The 20,124-nt window shown below is 70.7% G+C and carries 15 protein-coding genes and 1 pseudogene; 3 read left to right on the top strand and 13 right to left on the bottom strand.

The features are described from left to right. Positions 1-34 precede the first annotated feature (34 nt). The 10 genes and pseudogenes from ACTMVF_RS31980 to ACTMVF_RS31935 all read right to left on the bottom strand — a co-directional run bounded on the left by ACTMVF_RS31980 (position 35) and on the right by ACTMVF_RS31935 (position 12,738). Positions 35-869 (bottom strand): annotated as a pseudogene (locus ACTMVF_RS31980) (GTP 3',8-cyclase MoaA). A gap of 38 nt (positions 870-907) precedes the next feature. Then, entirely contained in the window at positions 908-2,290 is a 1,383-nt protein-coding gene (locus ACTMVF_RS31975; RefSeq protein WP_441274566.1) for an L-serine ammonia-lyase, read from the bottom strand. Between the two features lie 67 nt (positions 2,291-2,357). Next, the gene (gene glyA, locus ACTMVF_RS31970; protein WP_441274565.1) at positions 2,358-3,617 is read right to left on the bottom strand and encodes a serine hydroxymethyltransferase; all 1,260 of its coding nucleotides are present in this window, start codon (positions 3,615-3,617) and stop codon (positions 2,358-2,360) included. Continuing rightward, the gene (gene gcvH, locus ACTMVF_RS31965; RefSeq protein ID WP_441274564.1) at positions 3,614-4,051 is read right to left on the bottom strand and encodes a glycine cleavage system protein GcvH; all 438 of its coding nucleotides are present in this window, start codon (positions 4,049-4,051) and stop codon (positions 3,614-3,616) included. The genes glyA and gcvH overlap by 4 nt, the downstream gene beginning before the upstream one ends. Beyond that, positions 4,048-5,229, bottom strand: a complete 1,182-nt coding sequence (locus tag ACTMVF_RS31960) for an NAD(P)/FAD-dependent oxidoreductase (RefSeq protein WP_441274563.1) — start codon at positions 5,227-5,229, stop codon at positions 4,048-4,050. Before ACTMVF_RS31960 ends, gcvH begins: the two co-directional genes overlap by 4 nt. Positions 5,230-5,450: 221 nt before the next feature. Then, positions 5,451-6,584, bottom strand: coding sequence for an aromatic ring-hydroxylating oxygenase subunit alpha (locus ACTMVF_RS31955; protein ID WP_441274562.1), 1,134 nt, complete (start codon positions 6,582-6,584; stop codon positions 5,451-5,453). Between the two features lie 139 nt (positions 6,585-6,723). Then, entirely contained in the window at positions 6,724-9,171 is a 2,448-nt protein-coding gene (locus ACTMVF_RS31950) for a GcvT family protein (RefSeq protein ID WP_441274561.1), read from the bottom strand. A gap of 59 nt (positions 9,172-9,230) precedes the next feature. Further along, positions 9,231-9,863, bottom strand: coding sequence for an MBL fold metallo-hydrolase (locus ACTMVF_RS31945; RefSeq protein WP_441274560.1), 633 nt, complete (start codon positions 9,861-9,863; stop codon positions 9,231-9,233). Then, positions 9,860-10,945, bottom strand: a complete 1,086-nt coding sequence (locus ACTMVF_RS31940; RefSeq protein WP_441274559.1) for an S-(hydroxymethyl)mycothiol dehydrogenase — start codon at positions 10,943-10,945, stop codon at positions 9,860-9,862. Before ACTMVF_RS31940 ends, ACTMVF_RS31945 begins: the two co-directional genes overlap by 4 nt. Before the next feature lie 383 nt (positions 10,946-11,328). After that, on the bottom strand, positions 11,329-12,738 hold the full coding sequence (locus ACTMVF_RS31935; protein WP_441274558.1) for an MFS transporter: 1,410 nt from the start codon (positions 12,736-12,738) through the stop codon (positions 11,329-11,331). Between the two features lie 274 nt (positions 12,739-13,012). On the opposite strand from ACTMVF_RS31935, the gene ACTMVF_RS31930 reads away from it, so the two are divergent. The 3 genes from ACTMVF_RS31930 to ACTMVF_RS31920 all read left to right on the top strand — a co-directional run bounded on the left by ACTMVF_RS31930 (position 13,013) and on the right by ACTMVF_RS31920 (position 15,058). Then, positions 13,013-13,183, top strand: a complete 171-nt coding sequence (locus ACTMVF_RS31930; protein ID WP_441274557.1) for an IclR family transcriptional regulator domain-containing protein — start codon at positions 13,013-13,015, stop codon at positions 13,181-13,183. An 83-nt stretch (positions 13,184-13,266) separates the two neighbouring features. Further along, positions 13,267-14,139, top strand: a complete 873-nt coding sequence (gene purU / locus ACTMVF_RS31925) for a formyltetrahydrofolate deformylase (RefSeq protein WP_441274556.1) — start codon at positions 13,267-13,269, stop codon at positions 14,137-14,139. A gap of 121 nt (positions 14,140-14,260) precedes the next feature. Further along, entirely contained in the window at positions 14,261-15,058 is a 798-nt protein-coding gene (locus ACTMVF_RS31920) for an IclR family transcriptional regulator (RefSeq protein ID WP_441274555.1), read from the top strand. A gap of 143 nt (positions 15,059-15,201) precedes the next feature. Here the strand turns inward: ACTMVF_RS31920 and folP are convergent, their stop codons facing one another. The 3 genes from folP to ACTMVF_RS31905 form a co-directional block, all read right to left on the bottom strand. Continuing rightward, positions 15,202-16,143 (bottom strand): dihydropteroate synthase, encoded by a 942-nt coding sequence (gene folP, locus ACTMVF_RS31915; protein ID WP_441274554.1) that lies wholly within the window; start codon positions 16,141-16,143, stop codon positions 15,202-15,204. Positions 16,144-16,253: 110 nt separating this feature from the next. Next, the gene (locus ACTMVF_RS31910; RefSeq protein ID WP_441274553.1) at positions 16,254-16,856 is read right to left on the bottom strand and encodes a sarcosine oxidase subunit gamma; all 603 of its coding nucleotides are present in this window, start codon (positions 16,854-16,856) and stop codon (positions 16,254-16,256) included. Continuing rightward, positions 16,849-20,121: a sarcosine oxidase subunit alpha family protein gene (locus ACTMVF_RS31905; protein ID WP_441274552.1), complete on the bottom strand. Its 3,273-nt coding sequence runs from the start codon at positions 20,119-20,121 to the stop codon at positions 16,849-16,851. The genes ACTMVF_RS31910 and ACTMVF_RS31905 overlap by 8 nt, the downstream gene beginning before the upstream one ends. Between the last annotated feature and the right edge of the window lie 3 nt (positions 20,122-20,124).

Below are 20,124 nucleotides of genomic sequence, written 5' to 3'. Positions count from 1 at the left end.
CGGTGGACGTCGTTCCCCCCTGCGGGCTCGGGCGTCAGCCCCCGATGGCCGACATGGGCCGGTCGGGCTGCCGGAAGGAGGGCTCGTCGAGTCCGGAGCCGGCCTTCTTCCCCCACATCGCGCGCTTCCACAGCCCCGCGATCTCCTCGTCCGCCGCCCCGGAGCGCAGTGCCGCGCGCAGGTCGGACTCCTCCCGGGCGAACAGACAGTCACGCACCTGACCGTCGGCGGTGAGCCGGGTGCGGTCGCAGGCGCGGCAGAAGGGGCGGGTCACGGAGGCGATGACGCCGACCCGGGCCGGGCCGCCGTCGACGAGCCGGCGCTCGGCGGGTGCGGAGCCGCGAGCCTCGTCCGGCTCGGGGGTGAGCGTGAAACGGGTGCGCGGGCTCTCCAGGACGGCCCCGGCGGTGATCATGCCGTCGCTGCCAGCCGTGCTGGGCGTCGAGCGGCATCTGCTCGATGAACCGGAGTTCGTAGTCGTTGTGCAGGGCCCAGGCGAGCAGTTCGGGCGCTTCGTCGTCGTTGAGGCCGGGCATCAGGACGGCGTTGACCTTCGCCGGGGTGAGCCCGGCGGCGCGGGCCGCCGCAAGGCCCGCCAGCACGTCTCGGTGGCGGTCGCGCCGGGTCAGGGCCTTGAAGACGGCGGGGCGCAGCAGCGGCTCACCGCCGGTGAACCGGACCTCGTCCACGCCGAGTTCGGTGACCGCGATCCGGACGAGCCGTACGACCTCGTCGTCCGTGAGCAGGTCGGGCCCGGCCAGCCGGCGCAGGCCCTCCTCCGGCATGCAGTACGTGCAGCGCAGGTTGCACCGGTCGGTGAACGAGACCCGCAGGTCGGTGGCGACTCGGCCGTAGGTGTCGATGAGCATGGCTGCGGCCCTTTCCCCTGTTCCGTCCGTCTCTCTCCTCAGCACTCGATGACGTTGACGGCGAGGCCGCCGCGAGCGGTCTCCTTGTACTTGACCTTCATGTCGGCGCCGGTCTCCTTCATGGTCTTGATGACCTTGTCGAGGGAGACGTGGTGGCGGCCGTCGCCGCGCAGGGCCATGCGGGCGGCGGTGACGGCCTTGACCGCGGCCATGCCGTTGCGCTCGATGCACGGGATCTGGACGAGGCCGCCGACCGGGTCGCAGGTGAGGCCGAGGTTGTGTTCCATGCCGATCTCGGCGGCGTTCTCGACCTGTTCGGGGCTGCCACCGAGGACCTCGGCGAGAGCACCGGCGGCCATCGAGCAGGCCGAGCCGACCTCGCCCTGGCAGCCGACCTCGGCGCCGGAGATGGACGCGTTCTCCTTGAAGAGCAGGCCGATGGCGCCCGCCGCGAGGAGGAAGCGCACGATGCCGTCCTCGTCGGCACCCGGCACGAAGTCGAGGAAGTACTGCAGGACGGCGGGAATGATGCCGGCCGCACCGTTCGTCGGGGCGGTGACGACCCGGCCCCCGGCCGCGTTCTCCTCGTTCACGGCCATCGCGTAAAGGGTCACCCACTCCATGGCGCGGCCCGCCGGGTCGCCCTCGCTGCGCAGTGCCCGGGCTGCCGCCGCGGCCCGCCGACGGACCTTCAGACCGCCGGGGAGGATGCCCTCGCGGCCCAGCCCGCGTGCCACACAGGCCTCCATGACCCGCCAGATCTCCAGCAGGCCCGCGCGGATCTCCTCCTCGGTGCGCCAGGCCTTCTCGTTCTCCAGCATCAGCGCGGAGATCGACAGACCGGTCTCCCTCGTCAGACGCAGCAGTTCGTCGCCGGTGCTGAACGAGTGGGTCAGCACCGTGTCGTCGGGCTTGATCCGGTCCGCGCCGACCGCGTCCTCGTCGACCACGAAACCGCCGCCGACCGAGTAGTACGTCTTCTCCAGCAGCGGTACGCCGTCGCCGTCGTAAGCGAAGAGGATCATGCCGTTGGCGTGGTACGGCAGCGACCGTCGGCGGTGCAGGACCAGTTGCGTCGAGGCGTCGAAGTCGATCTCGTGGGCCGGGCCGATCTCGGCACCGAGGAGGCGGATGCGTCCGGTGCTGCGGATCCGCTCGACGTCCAGGTCGGCCTGGGCGACGTCGACCGTGTGCGGCTCGTAGCCCTCCAGGCCGAGCAGTACCGCCTTGGGGGTGCCGTGGCCGTGGCCGGTCGCGCCGAGGGAGCCGAACAACTCGGCCCGTACGGCGGCGGTCTGGGCGAGCACGCCGTCCTGCTTCAGCCGGGCCACGAACATCCCCGCGGCGCGCATCGGACCGACGGTGTGCGAACTGGACGGGCCGATGCCTATGGAGAACAGGTCGAAGACGCTGATTGCCACGCCATACTCCGTGGGATTGGAGGGGCGTGCCGAGCGGTCACGGCACGCCCCTGCGGGAGGGGGTCGGTTACAGGCCGGGGTACAGCGGGTGCTTGTCGGCCAGCGCCTTGACCCGGGCCTTGAGGGCGACCGTGTCGTACGACGGCTTCAGCGCTTCGGCGATGACGTCGGCGACCTCGGCGAAGTCCTCGGCCGCAAAGCCGCGGGTGGCCAGGGCCGGGGTGCCGATGCGCAGACCCGAGGTCACCATCGGCGGGCGCGGGTCGTTCGGGACGGCGTTGCGGTTGACCGTGATGCCGACCTCGTGGAGCCGGTCCTCGGCCTGCTGCCCGTCCAGCTCGGAGTTGCGCAGGTCGACCAGGATCAGGTGCACGTCCGTGCCGCCGGAGAGCACGTTCACCCCGGCCTCACGGGCGTCGTCGGCCGTCAGCCGCTCGGCGAGGATCTTCGCACCCTCGACCGTACGACGCTGACGCTCCTTGAACTCCTCGCTGGCGGCGACCTTGAAGGAGACCGCCTTGGCCGCGATCACATGCTCCAGCGGACCGCCCTGGAAGCCCGGGAAGACGGACGAGTTCAGCTTCTTCGTGAAGGCCTGCCTGGCGAGGATGATGCCGCCGCGCGGCCCGCCCAGCGTCTTGTGCGTCGTGGACGTGACGACATCCGCGTACTCGACGGGGTTCGGGTGCAGGCCCGCCGCGACCAGACCGGCGAAGTGCGCCATGTCCACCCACAGGTACGCCTCGACCTCGTCCGCGATCCGCCGGAACTCGGCGAAGTCCAGCTGCCGCGGGTACGCCGACCACCCGGCGATGATCACCTTCGGCCGGTGCTCCTTGGCGAGCCGCTCCAGCTCCGCCATGTCCACGAGACCTGACTCGGAGTCCACGTGGTACGGGACGACGTTGAACTGCTTGCCCGAGAAGTTGATCTTCATGCCGTGGGTGAGGTGGCCACCGTGCGCCAGGTCCAGACCCAGGATCGTGTCGCCGGGCTGGGCCAGCGCGAACAGCGCGGCCTGGTTGGCCGAAGCACCGGAATGAGGCTGCACGTTGGCGTACTCGGCGCCGAACAGCTCCTTGACCCGGTCGATGGCGATCTGCTCGGCGACGTCGACGTGCTCACAGCCACCGTAGTAACGACGGCCCGGATAGCCCTCGGCGTACTTGTTGGTCAGAACCGAACCCTGCGCCTCCAGCACTGCGACCGGCGCGAAGTTCTCGGAGGCGATCATCTCCAGGGTCGACTGCTGGCGCTCCAGCTCGGCGCCGACCGCGGCGGCTACCTCCGGGTCGAGCTCGTGCAGGGGCTGGTTGAACAGGGTCATCGGCGGTCTCCTTGGGTGTGGGCACAGTGGGCGGCGTAGGCATCGGCGGACAGCGCGCCGGCGATGTTCTCGACGCGCAGCCGGAACAGCCAGCCGCCGGTGTAGGGGGCGGCATTGACGACGCCGGGGTCGTCGGCCAGCGCGGTGTTGACTTCCAGGACCCGGCCCGAGGCGGGTGCGTACAGGCCGCTGACGGCGGTCCGTGACGAGATCCGCCCGCAGCTCTCCCCCGCCTCGACCCAGGAACCGACCGCGGGCAGCCGGAGGTCGACCACGTCACCGAGGGCCTTCGCCGCGAACGCGGTGATGCCGACGGTGGCGTTGCCCTCGTCCACGACCAGCCACTCGTGGTCCCAGGTGTAACGCAGGTGGCGCGGAATGCTCGGGGCGGTCTCCCCTGCGGATTCCAGGGAGAGGCGGGGCGCGGAGGTCATGACACGACGGCCGCGGCGGCGGGGACGAGAGTGCGGCGGAGCCGGTTGAAGAACTTCGGCTGGTTGAGGGAGAGCACGGCGACGGGGGTGCCCTCGCGCCGGTAGACGGCCGTGAAGGTACGGCTGCCGAGGTCGCCCTCGACGACCTCGGGCTCGGCGCCGGGGGCGACGTATCCGGCGACCTGGATGCGCGACTGGTACTGGTCGGACCAGAAGTACGGCGCGGTGAGCGGGGCGGGGGCCGACAAACCGGTCAGCAGGGTGCGGGCGGCGGTCTTCGCCTGCTCGGTGGCGCTGCTCCAGTGCTCGATGCGGGCGTGCCGTCCGGTGAACGGGTTGGGGCAGCGGGCGACGTCACCGACGGCGACCACGCCCGGGACGCCGGTCGAGCAGCCGGCGTCGCACACCACGCCGTCGTCCACCTGCACACCGGAGCCGGCGAGCCAGTCGGTGTTGGGCCGCACGCCCACGCCGGCCACGACGATGTCGGCGGGCAGCACCCGCCCGTCCGTCAGCCGTACGCCCGTGACCCGGCCCTCGCCGATCAGTTCCGCCACGCCGGTTCCGCACAGCAGCTGAACCCCGTGATCACTGTGGAGCGAGGAGACCACCAGCCCCATCTCGCGGCCGAGTTGGCGCTCCAGGGGTACGGGGAGTGCCTCGACGACGGTGACGTGGAGCCCGAGCCGGTGCGCGGTGGAGGCCACCTCGGCGCCGATGAACCCGGCGCCGATGACGACGACCCTGGGCAGGCCGTCGAGCAGTTCGGCGCGCAGGGCCTGGGCGTCGTCCAGGGTGCGCAGGGTGTGGACACCGGCCAGCCCGTCGGCGCCGGGGAGGGTGCGGGGGCTGGCGCCGGTCGCGATGACGATGCCGTCGGTGCGCACATGGCGTCCTTTGGCCAGGGTCACGGTGCGGGCGACGGGGTCGAGCCGCACGGCGCGCTCGCCGAGCAGCCACTGCGCGTCCAGGACCTCGTACTCGTCGGCGTCGCCGAGCGCGAGCCCCTCGGCGTCGATGTCTCCCTTGAGGAAGTCCTTGGACAGCGGGGGCCGGTCATAGGGGGTGTGGCGCTCCTCCCCCACGACGACGATCTCGCCGTCATAGCCCTCTGCGCGCAGCGCGCGGACCGTGCTCAGTCCTGCCAGCGACGCTCCGACGACGGTGATGCTCCTCATGCCGACTCCAGACGGGAGTTGTCTCGCATAACACAACGATATTCGCTATACGCAACATGCTTTCCGCGCGGTGCGGGCGTTGTCAAGGGAGGCGTCGCATATCAATTTCCGATGACGCTCAATGTTGCACTATGCGCAACCCGTACAGCGGGGCAGCCCAATGGCCCGCCCACCTGCCGGAGGGGCCGCAACAGCAGGTGGGCGGGCGTTCTGGGGTGGGGTCAGTGCGTGGGACGCACCTCGAGCTTGTTCTGCAGCCAGGTGTGGAACTCGCCGATGTGGTGCTCGCTGGGCACCAGCACGCCGCCCTTGGAGTACGCCTTCGAGCTCATCGCCGGCTGGGTGCGCTCACAGGCGTCGAAGTCCTGCTGGTTGACCCGGTGGAACAGCTCCACCGAACGCTCCACGTCCTTGCCGCTCTCTACGACGTGCGGCAGGTACAGCCAGTCGCACTCGACGACCGTGCGGTCGGGTGCCAGCGGGTACATCCGGTGGAAGATCACGTGGTCGGGCACGAGATTGATGAAGACCTGCGGCCGGACGGTGATGGCGTAGTAGCGGCGGTCCTGGTCCTCGGCGACGCCCGGGATGCGGTCCAGGCCCTCGGAGCCGTCCACCGTGAAGCCCTGGACGTCCTCGCCGAACTCGGCGCCGTGGCCGACGTAGTACTGGGCGGCGTAGCCGTCCGCGAACTCCGGGAGCACCTCGGTGAGTTCGGGGTGGATCGTGGCGCAGTGGTAGCACTCCATGAAGTTCTCGATGATGAGCTTCCAGTTGGCCTTCACGTCGTAGGTGATACGGCGGCCCACCTTCAGATCGTCGATGCCGTAGCGCTCGATCGACTCGACGTCGCCGAGCCGCTCGACGACCGCGCCCATCACCTCGGCCTCGAAGGACGGCGGCTCGTCGGCGAGGCACACCCACACATAGCCGAGCCACTCCCGCACATGGACGTTGATCAGGCCGTACTCGGTCCGGTCGATGTCCGGCATGGACGTCAGGTTGGGGGCGGCGACCAGCTTGCCGTCCAGGCCGTAGGTCCAGGCGTGGTAAGGGCACTGGAAGGCGCGCTTGACCTCGCCGGACTCCTCGGTGCACAGCTTGGCGCCGCGGTGCCGGCAGATGTTGAGGAACGCCTTGATCGAGCCGTCCCGCGAGCGGGAGACGAGCACGCTCTCACGTCCGACCTGGTACGTGCCGAAGGCGCCGGGCTTGGCCAGCTCGGGGGCTCGGGCCACGCAGAACCACATGGCCTCGAAGACCCGCTCCTGCTCCTGGGCGAAGACCTCGGGGTCGGTGTAGTACTCGCCGGACAGCGTGGGGATCAGGCTGGGCGGCAGGTTCGTGATGGTCATCGTGTCACCTTCGGAAGATGCAGATTCGGAAGATTCGGATTCGGGAGACTCGGATTCGGGAGACTCGGACGCGCACGCGGCGGGCGGTCACGGGCACGAACTTCGATGAGGTGGCGTTCGGTCCGCGCTCGTCGCCGGTTCAGCGCCGGATGCGGGACATCTCGGGGTCGAAGAGCGGCTCGGCGGCGGTGACGGCCGGGACCTTGGCGCCGAAGTACTCAATCTCCACCGGGGTTCCGGGGGCGGCGTGTTCGGCGGGCAGCCAGGCGTAGGCGATAGGCGCACCGATGGTGTAGCCGTAGGCGGCGCTGGTCACGTAGCCGACCGGGCGACCGGCCACGTACACCGGTTCGTGCCCCATGACCACGGACTGCTCGTCCTGGACGACCAGCGGGGTGAGCCGGCGAGTGACCGTCTCGTCGCTGGTGCCCTCCAGGGCGGCCTTGCCGGTGAAGTGGTCCTTGTCGCGGCGGACGGCGAAGCCGAGTCCGGCCTCGTAGGGGTTGTGCTCGGTGGTCATGTCATGACCCCAGGAGCGGTAACCCTTCTCCAGGCGCAGGCTGTTGAAGGCGCCGCGGCCGGCGGCGATGATGCCCAGCTCCTGCCCGGCCTCCCACAGGGTGTCCCACAGTCTGGCGCCGAGGTCGGCGGTGGTGTAGATCTCCCAGCCCAGCTCCCCGACGTAGCTCAGCCGCATCGCCGTGACCGGGACGTCGCCCAGGTAGGCCTGCTTGGCCTTGAAGTAGCCGAAGCCCTTGTGCGAGAAGTCGGTGTCGGTGAGCGGCTGGACGAGGTCGCGGGCGCGCGGGCCCCAGAGGCCGAGGCAGCAGGTGCCGGCGGTGATGTCCCGTACCTGCACGGAGCCGTCACTCGGCAGTCGCCGGAGCAGCCAGTCCAGGTCGAGGTTGCCGTTGGCGCCGATCTGGAAGCGCTCGGTCTCCAGGCGGGCGATGGTCAGGTCGCTGCGGACACCGCCGGCGGCATCGAGCAGCAGGGTATAGGTGACCGAGCCGACCGGCTTGTCCAGCTGATTGGTGGTCAGTCTCTGGAGGAAGGCGAGCGCTTCGGGGCCCGTGACCTCCAGCCGCTTCAGCGGGGTCATGTCGTACAGGGCCACGCGCTCACGCGTGACCAGGGCCTCGGCACCGGCGATCGGCGACCAGTAGCGGGACGCCCAGTCGTTACGGCCGGGGACGCGGGCCACCTCGGGCAGGTCGGCGTTGGCCTCGTACCAGTGCGGGCGTTCCCAGCCGCCGCCCTCCAGGAACACCGCGCCGAGGGCCTCCTGACGGGCGTGGAAGGGGCTGGTCCGCAGCGGGCGTGGGCGCTGCGCGGGCTGCAGCGGGTGCAGGATGTCGTACACCTCGGCGAAGCTCTGGCAGCTGCGCTCCATGACGTACGACGGGGCCAGTTGGACCTCCTCGAAGCGGTTGACGTCGCACTCGTGGACGTCGGTGCCGGGGCGGCCGTCGACCAGCCACTCGGCCATCGCCTTGGCCACGCCGGCCGAGTGGGTGACCCAGACGGCCTCCGCGAGCCAGAAACCCTGCACCTTCGGCGACTCGCCCATCAGCGGCATGCCGTCGGAGGTGAAGGAGAAGATGCCGTTGAAGCCCTCCTCGATCTTCGTGTCGGCGAGGGAGGGCAGCAGCGCGAGGGAGTCGGCCCAGGCGCCCTCGAAGTCGGCCTCGGTGAAGTGCAGGGACGAGGGCATCGCGGATTCGCTGGGGTGCGCCACCTCGTCCAGGGAGACGGGCATGGGGCGGTGGGCGTAGGAGCCGATGCCGATGCGGTCGACGAGTTCGCGGTAGTAGAGGCCGGCGTCCTGGTTGCGCAGGATCGGCAGGGAGGCCTCCGTGCGCTCGTCGTTGCGGACGGCGAGCAGCGGGAGTTCGGTGGTGCGGGCGTACTGGTGGGCCATGGGCACCAGGGGCACCGGCTGCCCGGCCATCCGCCCGATCCTCGGCCCCCAGAACCCGGCGCACGAGACCACGATGTCGGCCGGGAAGGTGCCCTGGTCGGTGACGACCGCGCTGACCCGGTCGCCGGTCGTCTCGATGCCGGTCACCGTGTGGTGGGGGTGGAAGCGGGCGCCGCGGGCCGCGGCCAGGCGGGCCTGGGCCTCGCTCGCCCGGAGCGCCTTGGCCAGGCCGTCGCTGGGGATGTGGAAGCCGCCGAGGATTCGCTCGGGGTCCAGCAGGGGGTGCAGTGCGGCGGACTCCTCGGGCGTGAGCAGGCGGCTTTCCACGCCCCAGGAGTTCAGCCAGCCGTGCCGGCGCTGGATCTCCGCGAGGCGCTCGGGGCTGGTGGCCACCTCCAGGCCGCCGACCTGGTTGAAGCACCACTGCCCGTCCAGGGTCAGCGCGCTGTACTTCTCGACCGTGTACCGGGCGAACTCGGTCATCGTCTTGGAGCCGTTGGTCTGGAACACCAGACCGGGGGCGTGTGAGGTGGAGCCGCCCGTGGCGAAGAGCGGGCCCTGCTCCAGAACGGTGACGTCCGTCCAGCCCCGTGCGGCCAGTTCGTCGCTGAGGGCGCACCCGACGATGCCGGCGCCGATGATGACCACCTTCGGCTGTGCCGCCATGGTCTTCCTCCAGGTTCGTAGTGCGGTGACAGGCCTTGGTACTGAGGCGACGGACGGGATCAGTGGCCGCGGGCGATCCACTCGTCGAGGTGGGGTGCCTCGACCCCGATCGTGGTGGTGGGGCCGTGGCCGGTATGGACGGTGGTGTCGGCGGGGAGCGTGAGCAGCCGTTCCTGGAGGGAGGCGATGATCGTGTCGAAGTCGGAGAAGGAGCGGCCGGTGGCTCCGGGGCCGCCCTGGAAGAGGGTGTCGCCGGAGAACAGGGCGCCCAGTTCCGGCGCGTACAGGCAGACGGAGCCGGGCGAGTGGCCGGGGGTGTGCAGCACCTGGAGTGCGGTGCCGGCGACGGTCAGCTCCTCGCCGTCGATCAGCTCCCAGAAGTCGGGCACCCGCATGCCGTGCACCGTCTTCCACAGCACCGCGTCGGCCGGGTGCAGCAGGATGGGCGCGCCGTAGCGGGCGGCCAGGGCGGGAGCGGCGCCCACGTGGTCGTTGTGGGCGTGGGTGCACACGACGGCGACCAGGCGGCGGTCGCCGACGGCGGCGGCGATCACGTCGGAGTCGTGCGCGGCGTCGATGACGAGGACTTCGTCGTCGTTGCCGATCAGCCAGACGTTGTTGTCCACCTCCCAGCTGCCGCCGTCCAGTTCGAAGGTGCCGGAGGTGACGAGTCGTTCGATGCGCGCGGTCACAGGAGCACCACCGAGCGCAGGACGTCGCCGTGGTGCATCTTGGCGAACGCGGCCTCGACGTCGTTCAGGGCGATGGTCTCGGTGACGAACTCGCCCAGGTCGAAGCGGCCCTGGAGGTAGAGGTCGATCAGGGCGGGGAAGTCCCGGGAGGGCAGGCAGTCGCCGTACCAGGACGACTTCAGCGCCCCGCCGCGGCCGAAGACGTCCAGCAGGGGCAGCTCGAGGGTCAGCTCCGGAGTGGGGACGCCGACCAGGACGGCGGTGCCGGCCAGGTCGCGGGCGTAGAAGGCCTGCTTGAAGGTCTCGGGGCGGCCCACCGCGTCCACCACGACGTCGGCGCCGAAGCCACCGGTCAGCTCACGGATCGCCTCGACGGCGTCGGTCCGGGAGGAGTCGACGGTGTCGGTGGCGCCGAACTGCTCGGCCCACTTCAGCTTCCGCTCGTCGAGGTCCACTGCGATGATCCGGCTCGCACCGGCCACCTTGGCGCCCGCGATCGCGGCCATGCCCACGCCGCCGCAGCCAATCACCGCGATCGAGTCACCGCGGCCCACGCCGCCGGTGTTGACCGCGGCGCCGAACCCGGCCATCACCCCGCAGCCGAGCAGGCCGGCCGCGGCGGGCCGGGCGGCCGGGTCGACCTTGGTGCACTGGCCGGCGGCAACCAGGGTCTTCTCGGCGAAGGCGCCGACGCCGAGGGCTGGGGAGAGCGGGGTGCCGTCGGCCAGGGTCATCGGCTGGGTGGCGTTGTGCGTGGCGAAGCAGTACCACGGCTCGCCCTTGCCGCACGCCCGGCAAGTGCCGCAGACGGCACGCCAGTTGAGGACGACGAAGTCGCCGGGCGCGACGTCGGTGACGCCCTCGCCGACCGACTCGACGACACCGGCCGCCTCGTGGCCGAGCAGGAAGGGGAACTCGTCGTTGATCCCGCCCTCCCGGTAGTGCAGATCGGTGTGGCAGACGCCGCAGGCCTGCACCCGCACCAGGGCCTCACCGGGGCCGGGGTCCGGCACCAGGATGGTCTCCAACGAGACCGGTGCGCCCTTCTGCCGGGCGACGACGGCGCGTACCTCGTGTGTCACGGTCGATCTCCTCGTCGAGGGGACGGCCGAATGCGATCTTCGGGATCTTCGGGATCTTCGGCCTGATGTTCTGGATGGCGGGAGGACGTCGATCGCTCCCCGGAGCGATCGACGAGGGAGGGAGGGAGGGAGGGAACTTCACCCCAGCCCGGGCGAGACCCGGGGGGCCAAGCCGCCACTTGAGTTGCGCATTACGCAACTCTCTTCGCTATAAGCAACGACCGACCAAACTGTCTCCCTGCGGACACCCACTGTCAAGAGGTTGGTCGCGCGAAGTTGCCATCCCGCCGGAAAACGGACTCCGGGCGCCCACAGACATGCAGCCGGCCGGCCTCCGAGAAGGCCGGCCGGCTGCATGTCGCCCGGTGCTGTGCGCTATCCGGTCAGAACCGCCCGAGACCGCTTTCGCGCAGGCTGTCGTGCCGCTCCCCGCCTGCCGTCGCGGGCCGCACGGAGCCGGGCAGGGCGCTGGTCTCCGCCAGGGTGCGGCCCCGCGTCTCCTCGGCCCAGGCGAAGGACACCAGCCACCCCACCCCGGTGATGCCGGCGCCGATCAACATGGTCGTACCGATGCCCAGCCGGTCCAGGGAGATCGGCAGCAGATAGGTACCGGCAGCGGCACCGATACGGCTGATCGAGGTCGCCACGCCTCCCGCGGTGGCCCGGATGCCGGTGGGGAACAGCTCGTTGGGATACGTCCACTCCAGCACCGTCGGGCCGCCCGACAGGAGCGCGTAGGCACAGAAGCACACGACGACCACCGCGATGGGCAGCGCGTTGCCGCCGCCGAGCACCGCGAGCGGCACCACCATCAGGGCGAATGACCACACGATGACGGGACGGCGTCCCACCCGGTCCACCAGACGGAGCGCGGGGATACAGCCCAGCACGAAGACGACGCTGATCAGCGCCGAGCCCAGGTTGCTCTCATTGCCCTCCCCGAGCCCGAAGGAGCCCAGGATGGAGGGGCCGAAGGTGTAGAGGGCGAACATCGGCGTGATCTGACACATGTAGAACAGGCCGCAGAACAGGGTTCGCCTCAGATAGGTGCCCTGGAACAGGTCACGGACCCGGCTCTGCTCCACCGACTGTTCGACCGCCGAGGCCGCCAACAGTTCTTCGACGGGGACGGTGCGGTCGAGCGCTTTCTTGATCGCTTTCTGGGCATCGGCGGTACGGCCCTTGTTGACCAGCCAGAGCGGCGACTCCGGCGTACCGATGCGCATCAGCAGGATCAGGGCGCTCAGTACGGCACCCGAGGCGAGCATCCACCGCCAGGAGCCGTTGCCCGCGATCTCGGCCATCACATAGCCGACCACATAGGCGGCCGCCGCACCGACGTACCAGGCCAGGATGAGGATGCCCAGCAGTCGGCCCCGGTGTTTGTTCGGCACCCATTCGGCGAGCAGCGACGTCGCGATCGGATAGTCGGCCCCGATGGCCATGCCCAGCACGAAGCGCAGGACGACGAACTGCCAGGTCTCGGTGGCGAACACCGACAGCACCGAGCCGACGACGAGCACCGCCAGGTCGATGGTGTACATCGCCTCACGGCCGAGCCTGTCGGTGACGGGTCCGAAGAACAGACCTCCCACGAAGATGCCGACCAGGGCGGCGGCACCGATGAGGCTCTCGTCCCCGGTGCTCAGGTTCAGCTCGTTGCTCATGCCGATGAGCGCGACGCCGATGATGCTGAGCAGGTAACCGTCCAGGAACGGGCCGCCGGCGCAGGCCCAGGTGAGTTTTCGGTGGAACTTGTTCAGGGGTGCCTCGTCGACGGCACGGATGGACATCTGAGCTCCCGGAATGGGGGACAGGGGGCCTTGAGCGCGTTGCGTTTGAAAGAACGCGTTTCTTCATACGCAACCGAACATCGATAGCGTGTCGACGTCAAGACGGGGCACTGAACCTCTTACGACTTCCACGTGCGCCACCCAGCACCCTCATCTCGCGGCCACCTCCGCCCCCTTGACGATGCCTCACCTCGTCCACATGATGTTGCACATTGCGAAGAATGTTTTACATAGGGAAACTTCGCATCGATAAGGTGCTCAGCCCCTCGACGCGGTGGCGGCGCCGGTCTTCACCTTCGACGGAGAGGTGGCGGCGGAGCTCAGCACCTGCGGGCCGCCCTTCCGGCTGTCCGAGCAGCGGCCACCGGAGGCCTCCGCCGCGGTTCGGGCCGCCGCCGACAAGATCTCGGGGCGCCTGGGCCACTTCCGCCGGACCACCCCTTGACCACTTGGTCACCCGCGCTCAATCATGTTGCGCATAGCTCACCGTGTTGCGTAATTCGCACCACCCGACGACGGAGGAAGGCAATGTCTCCTCGACCGCAGCCCGGCCGTGAGTTCATCCTCACCCTTTCCTGCCCTGACCAGGCCGGTCTCGTCCACGCCGTGACCACCTTTCTCATCAGCCACTCCGGCAACATCCTGGAGAGCCGGCAGTTCGACGACCGCCTGCAGGACCGCTTCTTCATGCGGGTCCACTTCGACGTCACGGACCCCGGCATCTCCCTGGAGGACCTGCGCACCGGCTTCGGCCCCGTCGGCCAGGCGTACGGGATCACCTGGCAGCTGCACGACGCCTCTACCCCGACGCGCGCGCTGATCATGGTGTCGAAGTTCGGCCACTGCCTGAACGACCTGCTCTTCCGCAAGTCCACCGGCGCGCTCAACATCGAGATCCCGGCGATCGTCTCCAACCACCGTGACTTCGAGCCCCTGGCGCAGAGCTACGGCATCCCCTTCCACCATGTCCCGGTGACCAAGGAGACCAAGGACCAGGCCGAGGCACGGCTGCTGGAGCTCGTGCGCGAGCTGGACATCGACCTGGTGGTACTGGCCCGCTACATGCAGATCCTCTCCGACGACCTGTGCAAGCAGCTCGACGGCAAGGCCATCAACATCCACCACTCGTTCCTGCCGAGCTTCAAGGGGGCCCGGCCGTACGTCCAGGCGCACCGGCGCGGTGTGAAGCTCGTCGGGGCCACGGCCCACTACGTCACGCCCGACCTCGACGAAGGCCCGATCATCGAGCAGGCCGTCGTCCGCGTGGACCACTCGCGCGACCCCGACGAGCTGGTCACCATCGGCCGCGACGTCGAGGCCCAGGTGCTCGCCCGCGCCGTGGAGTGGCACAGCGAGAGCCGGGTGCTGGTGAACGGGAACTGCACAGTGGTCTTCCGTTGACGAGGCGGGCCGTGCGAGCATGCGGGCGGCCGGATCCGGCCATTCCCGCCGTCTTCCACGGCCTCCGCGGGATGCACAAAGGCCCATGGAACCCGTGAAGACCCATGCGTATAGTTGCGCCATGAGCAACTACACCGCAGATAGCGAAACAGCGGGTCCCGCGGTGAACGGGGTGCAGTCCGTCGACCGCGCCGTCAGCGTCCTGGAGATCCTCGCCCAGCGCGGCGAGGCGGGCGTCAGCGAGGTGGCCGCCGAGATCGACGTGCACAAGTCCACCGCGTTCCGTCTGCTCGGGGCCCTGGAAGCGCGCGGCCTGGTCGAGCAGACGGCCGAGCGGGGCAAGTACCGGCTGGGCTTCGGGATCGTACGGCTGGCCGGCGCCGTCACGGGCCGCCTCGACATCACCCAGCAAGGCCGCACCGTGTGCGAGCGGCTCAGCGAGGAGGTCGGCGAGACGGTCAACATCGCCGTCCTCCAGGAGCACTACGCGGTCAACCTGTATCAGGTACGCGGCCCGGGCGCGGTCGGCACCCACAACTGGGTCGGCCAGCTCACCCCGGTGCACGCCACGTCGAGCGGCAAGATCCTGCTGGCCCACCTGACGGAGAAGGAGCGCGCCGACGTGCTCGCGGCGTCGGGGACGCAGAAGCTGACACCGCACACCCTGACCTCGCGGGCCAAGCTGGAGAAGAACCTGGCCGAGGCGCGCGAGCGCGGATACGCCGTGGCACTGGAGGAACTCGAGATCGGGCTGCACGCCATGGCGGCCCCCATCCGCTCCCGCGACGGCGAAGTGATCGCCGCCCTCAGCGCCTCCGGCCCCACATACCGCTTCACCGAGGAACGCATCCACGAGCTCGCACCCGCGCTGATCAGCGGCGCGGACGAGATCAGCCGCCGCATGGGCTACCTCGGCTGAGGCCTCACAGGGGCGCCCGGCCCGACGGCACTTCGGCCATTGCGGCACTCGGCCCGACGGCGCTCGGCCACTGCGGCACTCGGCCGCTGCGGCGCCCGGCCCGACGGCGTTCGGCTGCTGAGGCGCACGGCCCGCCGTGGTGCTCAGTCCCGCGGCGACCGTGCCGACGGCGCCGCCTCGACGCCCCAGCGGGCCGTCACGCGCACCGCGTCCGCCGTGGACGCGACATCGTGTACGCGCAGGCACCAGACGCCCTGTGCGGCGGCGAGCACGGACACGGCGGTGGTCGCGGCATCGCGCAGCCGCGCGGGACGGGGCTGTCCCGTCGTCCGGTCCGCCAGCAGGCTGCCCAGGAACGACTTGCGTGACGCGCCCACGAGGACGGGATGTCCCAGGGCCATGACGTCCCCTAGGCGGCCGAGCAGCGCCCAGTTGTGGTCGGGCGTCTTGGCGAAGCCCAGCCCGGGGTCGACGACCAGGCAGCCCGGCGGTATCCCCGCCTCCAGCGCGGCGTCGATCCTCAGCCGCAGCTCGTCGAGCACATCGGTGACGACGTCGTCGTAGACGGCGTTCGCCTGCATGCGGGCGGAGTGTCCACGCCAGTGCATCAGCACGTACGGCATGCCCGCCCGGGCCATCAGCGGCAGCATCCCGGGGTCGGCGAGCCCCCCCGAGACGTCGTTGACCAGCCGCGCACCCGCGTCCAGCGCACGTGCGGCGACCTCCGCCCGCATGGTGTCGACGCTCACGATCGCGCCCGCCGCGGAGAGATCCCGGACGACGGGCAGGACGCGCCGCAGCTCCTCCTCGACCGTCGGGCGTGCCGCGCCGGGGCGGGTCGACTCGCCGCCCACGTCCACGATGTCCGCGCCCTGTTCGAGCAGCGCGAGCCCGTGTGCGACGGCGGCGTCGGCGGCGAACGCCAGCCCGCCGTCGGAGAACGAGTCCGGCGTCACGTTCACGACACCCATGACCAGCGTCCGTCCGGGGCCCGGCAGGCCGTGCGCGTGGAGTACCGGTGTTCCCGGCTGCCGTACCGGTGTTCGCGGGTCGAGTGGTGTGGTGGCGTGGGCGGTGGCGGTCACAGGCGTTCGACTTTCGATGCGTATGACGGAACATGCTGCGCAAAGCCCTGTGGGAGCTCCTGAGCGGAGCTCCCACAGGGGCCGGCGGGGTGCGGGCCCGCCGGGCTTTCTCAGAGGTACTCGGTCGCCGCGTCGAGCAGCCAGTCCGCCAGATAGCCGGCGAACGTCGAGCGCACCAGGACCCAGAATCCGGCCCTGGGTTCGTCCCGGGCGACCAGGACGACCTGGGTGCGGCCCAGGGTCGTCTGGGCACAGCGGCCGGAGCCGAAGGCCCTCGGATGCAGGTCCAGCGGACAGCCGTGGGCCAGCAGGTCATGGGCGCGCGGGCCCGTGACCAGGAGCGTGGTGCGCTGTGCGGAGACATCGGTGACGGAGACGTGCTCGTCGCCGGCGGCCTCCCGGATCCGGCTCTCCAGGTCCCGCTCGCTCCCCGGCGGTCCCACCAGCAGCCACTCGTCCGGGCCGAGCCACAGCGCGGTCAACTCCCCCGCGCGGACGGCGGTGTTCGGCTGGAGCGGCAGCTGGAGGTCCAGTGCGAGCCCGACGGCCGCCGCCGCCGCTCCCTTGGCGTCCAGGCGCACGTTGAGCTGGGCCAGGAAGGGGAGTTCGGACAGCCGGATCGCACCCCCGGACGAGCGAGTCGCGGCGGCCAGGCGGTCCGCGACCTGCGACAGCGGGCTGCGGAGCGGGACGGTAAGGGCGGTGTCAGCCATCGCGGCGAGCTCCCTCGGGGTCGTAGAGGACGGGGCCGGCGACGGTCACCGGCACCAGTTGGTCGCCGACGGGGGCGTACAGCCGCTCACCGATGCGGTCCCGGCCGCCCTTGATCAGGGCGAGCGCGAACGTCCGGCCGAGGGCGGCGCTGCGGTAGCTGGAGGTGACATGGCCGAGCATGGGGACGGGCGGGGCCGGCAGCACACCGTCGGCGACGAGGTGGGTGCCCTCCGGGAGGAAGGTGCCGGGGTCCTCGGGGAGCAGGCCGACCAGGTGCTTGCGGTCGGGGCGGGAGGTGTCCGCGCGGGCGTAGGACCGCTTGCCGACGAAGTCCGGCTTCTTCTTCGACACCACCCAGCTCATGCCGAGGTCCTGCGGGGTGACGGTGCCGTCGGTGTCCTGGCCGATGATCGGGTAGCCCTTCTCGGCACGCAGGACGTGCATGGTCTCCGTGCCGTACGGGGTGATGCCGTACGGGGCACCGGCCTCGTACACGGCCTCCCACAGGGCGAGGCCCTGCCACGGGGACACGTTGATCTCGAAGGCGAGTTCGCCGGAGAAGCTGATCCGGCAGACCCGGGCCTCGATGCCCGCGACGGTCGTCTCCCGCCACGCCATGAACGGGAAGTCGTCGTTGGCGACGGCCAGTTGGGGCGCGAGCGAGGCGAGGACCTCACGGGACTTCGGACCGACGAGCGCGACCGTCGACCACTGCTCGGTCACGGAGGTGCAGTGCACCTTCAGCTCGGGCCACTCGGTCTGGTGCCACTCCTCCATCCAGTCGAGTACGGCGGCGGCGTTGCCCGTCGTCGTGGTGACCAGGAAGCGTTCCGGGGCCACGCGGATGACCGTGCCGTCGTCGAAGACCATGCCGTCCGGGCGGCACATGACGCCGTAGCGGATCATGCCGACCTTCAGGGTGCTCATCATGTTGGTGTAGAGCCGGTCGAGGAACACGCCGGCGTCCGGGCCCTGCACGTCGATCTTGCCGAGGGTGGAGGCGTCCATGAAGCCGACGCTCTCGCGGGTGGCGGCGCACTCGCGCAGCACGGCGGCCTCCATGTCCTCGCCGCCTCGCGGGTAGTACCAGGGGCGCTTCCACTGGCCGACGTTCTCGAACAGGGCGCCGTGCGCGACATGCCACTCGTGGATGGCGGTCGTGCGCACCGGGTCGCTCAGCACGCCCCGGTCGCGGCCCGCGAGGGCGGCGAAGGAGACCGGCGTGTACGGCGGGCGGAACGTGGTCGTGCCGAGCGCCGAGATGTCCACGCCGAGCAGTTCGGCGACGACGCCGCTGGCCAGGATGCCGGAGGTCTTGCCCTGGTCGTTGGCGGTGCCGGCCGTGGTGTAGCGCTTGGTGTGCTCGACCGAGCGCAGACCGGCGCCGGTCGCGCGGGCCAGGTCGTCGACGGTGACGTCGCGTTGGAGGTCGACGAAACGGGGGGCTTCGTCCGTGCCACCCGGGACGACGTATACGTGCATGGGGGGCGTCTGCCGTGGCTGTGCGGCCACCTGCGGCAGGCGCGGCGCCTCGGGTGTGTAGCCCTCGGCCTCGACGGCACGGGCACCGGCGGCCGCGCCCTGTGCCAGCACCGTTGCCGGGTCGAGGACACCGCTCGCGCTGCCCGCGACCTCGACCTGCTGGTGGCAGGTGTCGGGGACGAAGGAGCCCAGCGTCTCGTCGTGGCGCAGCTTGCCGCCGGACTGGCTGAACAGGTGCGCCACCGGGTTCCAGCCGCCGGAGACCAGCAGCAGGTCGGCGGCGAACTCGCGCCGCCCCGCGGACTCTCCGTACGGTGCGACGGTCACGGCGGTGAGGCGTGCCTCGCCGCCTTCCGTGCCGGTGACGGCGTGACCGGGCAGGACTTCGATACCCGCCGCCCTCGCGCGCTCGGCCCACTCCCCCGGTTCGGGCCGGGTGTCGACGATCGCCGTGATGGCGAGGCCCGCCGAGGCGAGGTCCAGGGCCGCCTCGTACGCGCTGTCGTTGGTCGTGAAGACGACCGCGTGGCGGCCGGGCAGGGCGCCGTGGCGGTTGACGTGGGTGCGGGCCGAGGAGGCCAGCATCACGCCGGGGCGGTCGTTGTTCGCGAAGGCCAGCGAGCGCTCGTGGGCGCCGGTGGCGAGGACGACCCGGCGGGCGCGGATGCGCCAGACGCGTTCGCGGGAGACGTTCTCGGGGGCGGCGGCGCCGAGGTGGTTGGTGCGGCGCTCGACGGCGAGGAGGTGGTTGTCGTCGTAGTAGCCGAAGACGGTGGTGCGGGGCAGGACGCGAACCTCGGGGGCGGCGTCGAGCTGCTCCGTCACCTCCCCTACCCAGTCGAGGTGTTGGGCCGTGCCGAGGAGGCTGCCGCCGAGTTCCGGCTGGTCGTCGGCGAGGATGACGCGGGCGCCGCTCTTCGCTGCCGCCGCGGCTGCCGCGAGGCCGGCCGGGCCGGCGCCGACGATCAGCAGATCGCAGTGGGCGTGTACGGCGTCGTAGCGGGCGGGGTCCGGGTCGGTGGCGAGGCGGCCCTGGCCGGGGAGGCTGGTCGCGACCAGGCCGTCGTAGAGCTCGACGGTCGTGGCGGGGAGCATGGGCTCCGGGAAGGGTTCCTCGATCTGGATGACCGCGTTGGGTTCTTCGACGCCGGCGGAGAAGATGCCCCGGGGGCGGCCGAGCTTGATGCTGGTGCCGGCCTGGATGACGCCGTTGGCGAGGAGGGCGGAGGCGAGGGTGTCGCCTCGGTAGCCCTGGTATTCGGTGCCGTCGAAGGTGAAGGTGAGGGGGGTGTCGCGGTCCACTCGGCCGCGCGTGGTGTGGCGGAACGGCTGGCCCGCGGCGGAGCCGCTGATGGATGCAGCGCCCCCGCCGCCCCTACCCGTCCCATCCTGAAGAGGCTCCGCCCCTTCGACCCCGCCAGGGGGCTCCGCCCCCTGGACCCCCGTCGGCCCTGAACGGGCCTCGTCCTCAAACGCCGGACAGGCTGAAAACACTGGCCTCGGCTCAACAGGTGCCGGGCGTTCCTCTCCCGTCCTGTACACCGTCAGGATCTCGTTCGTCGACGTGTCCCGTACCGCGTTGAACCAGCGGCGGCAGCCCGCCGCGTGGCTCCAGCGTTCGGCGAAGGGGCCCTTGGGGTTGTCGCGGAAGAAGAGGTAGCGGGCCCAGTCCTCGTCGGAGAGGGACGCCGGGTCCTCCGGGTACGGCACATGGGCCTGGCCGCCGTAGTGGAACTCGGCCTCGTCGCGGGGCCCGCACCACGGGCAGGGGATGAGCAGCATGGG

Source organism: Streptomyces sp. SD31 (assembly GCF_052068475.1).
Classification (GTDB): Bacteria; Actinomycetota; Actinomycetes; order Streptomycetales; family Streptomycetaceae; genus Streptomyces.
Note: the sequence above shows the minus strand (reverse complement) of the source record. Positions and strands in the feature narration are given on the sequence as shown.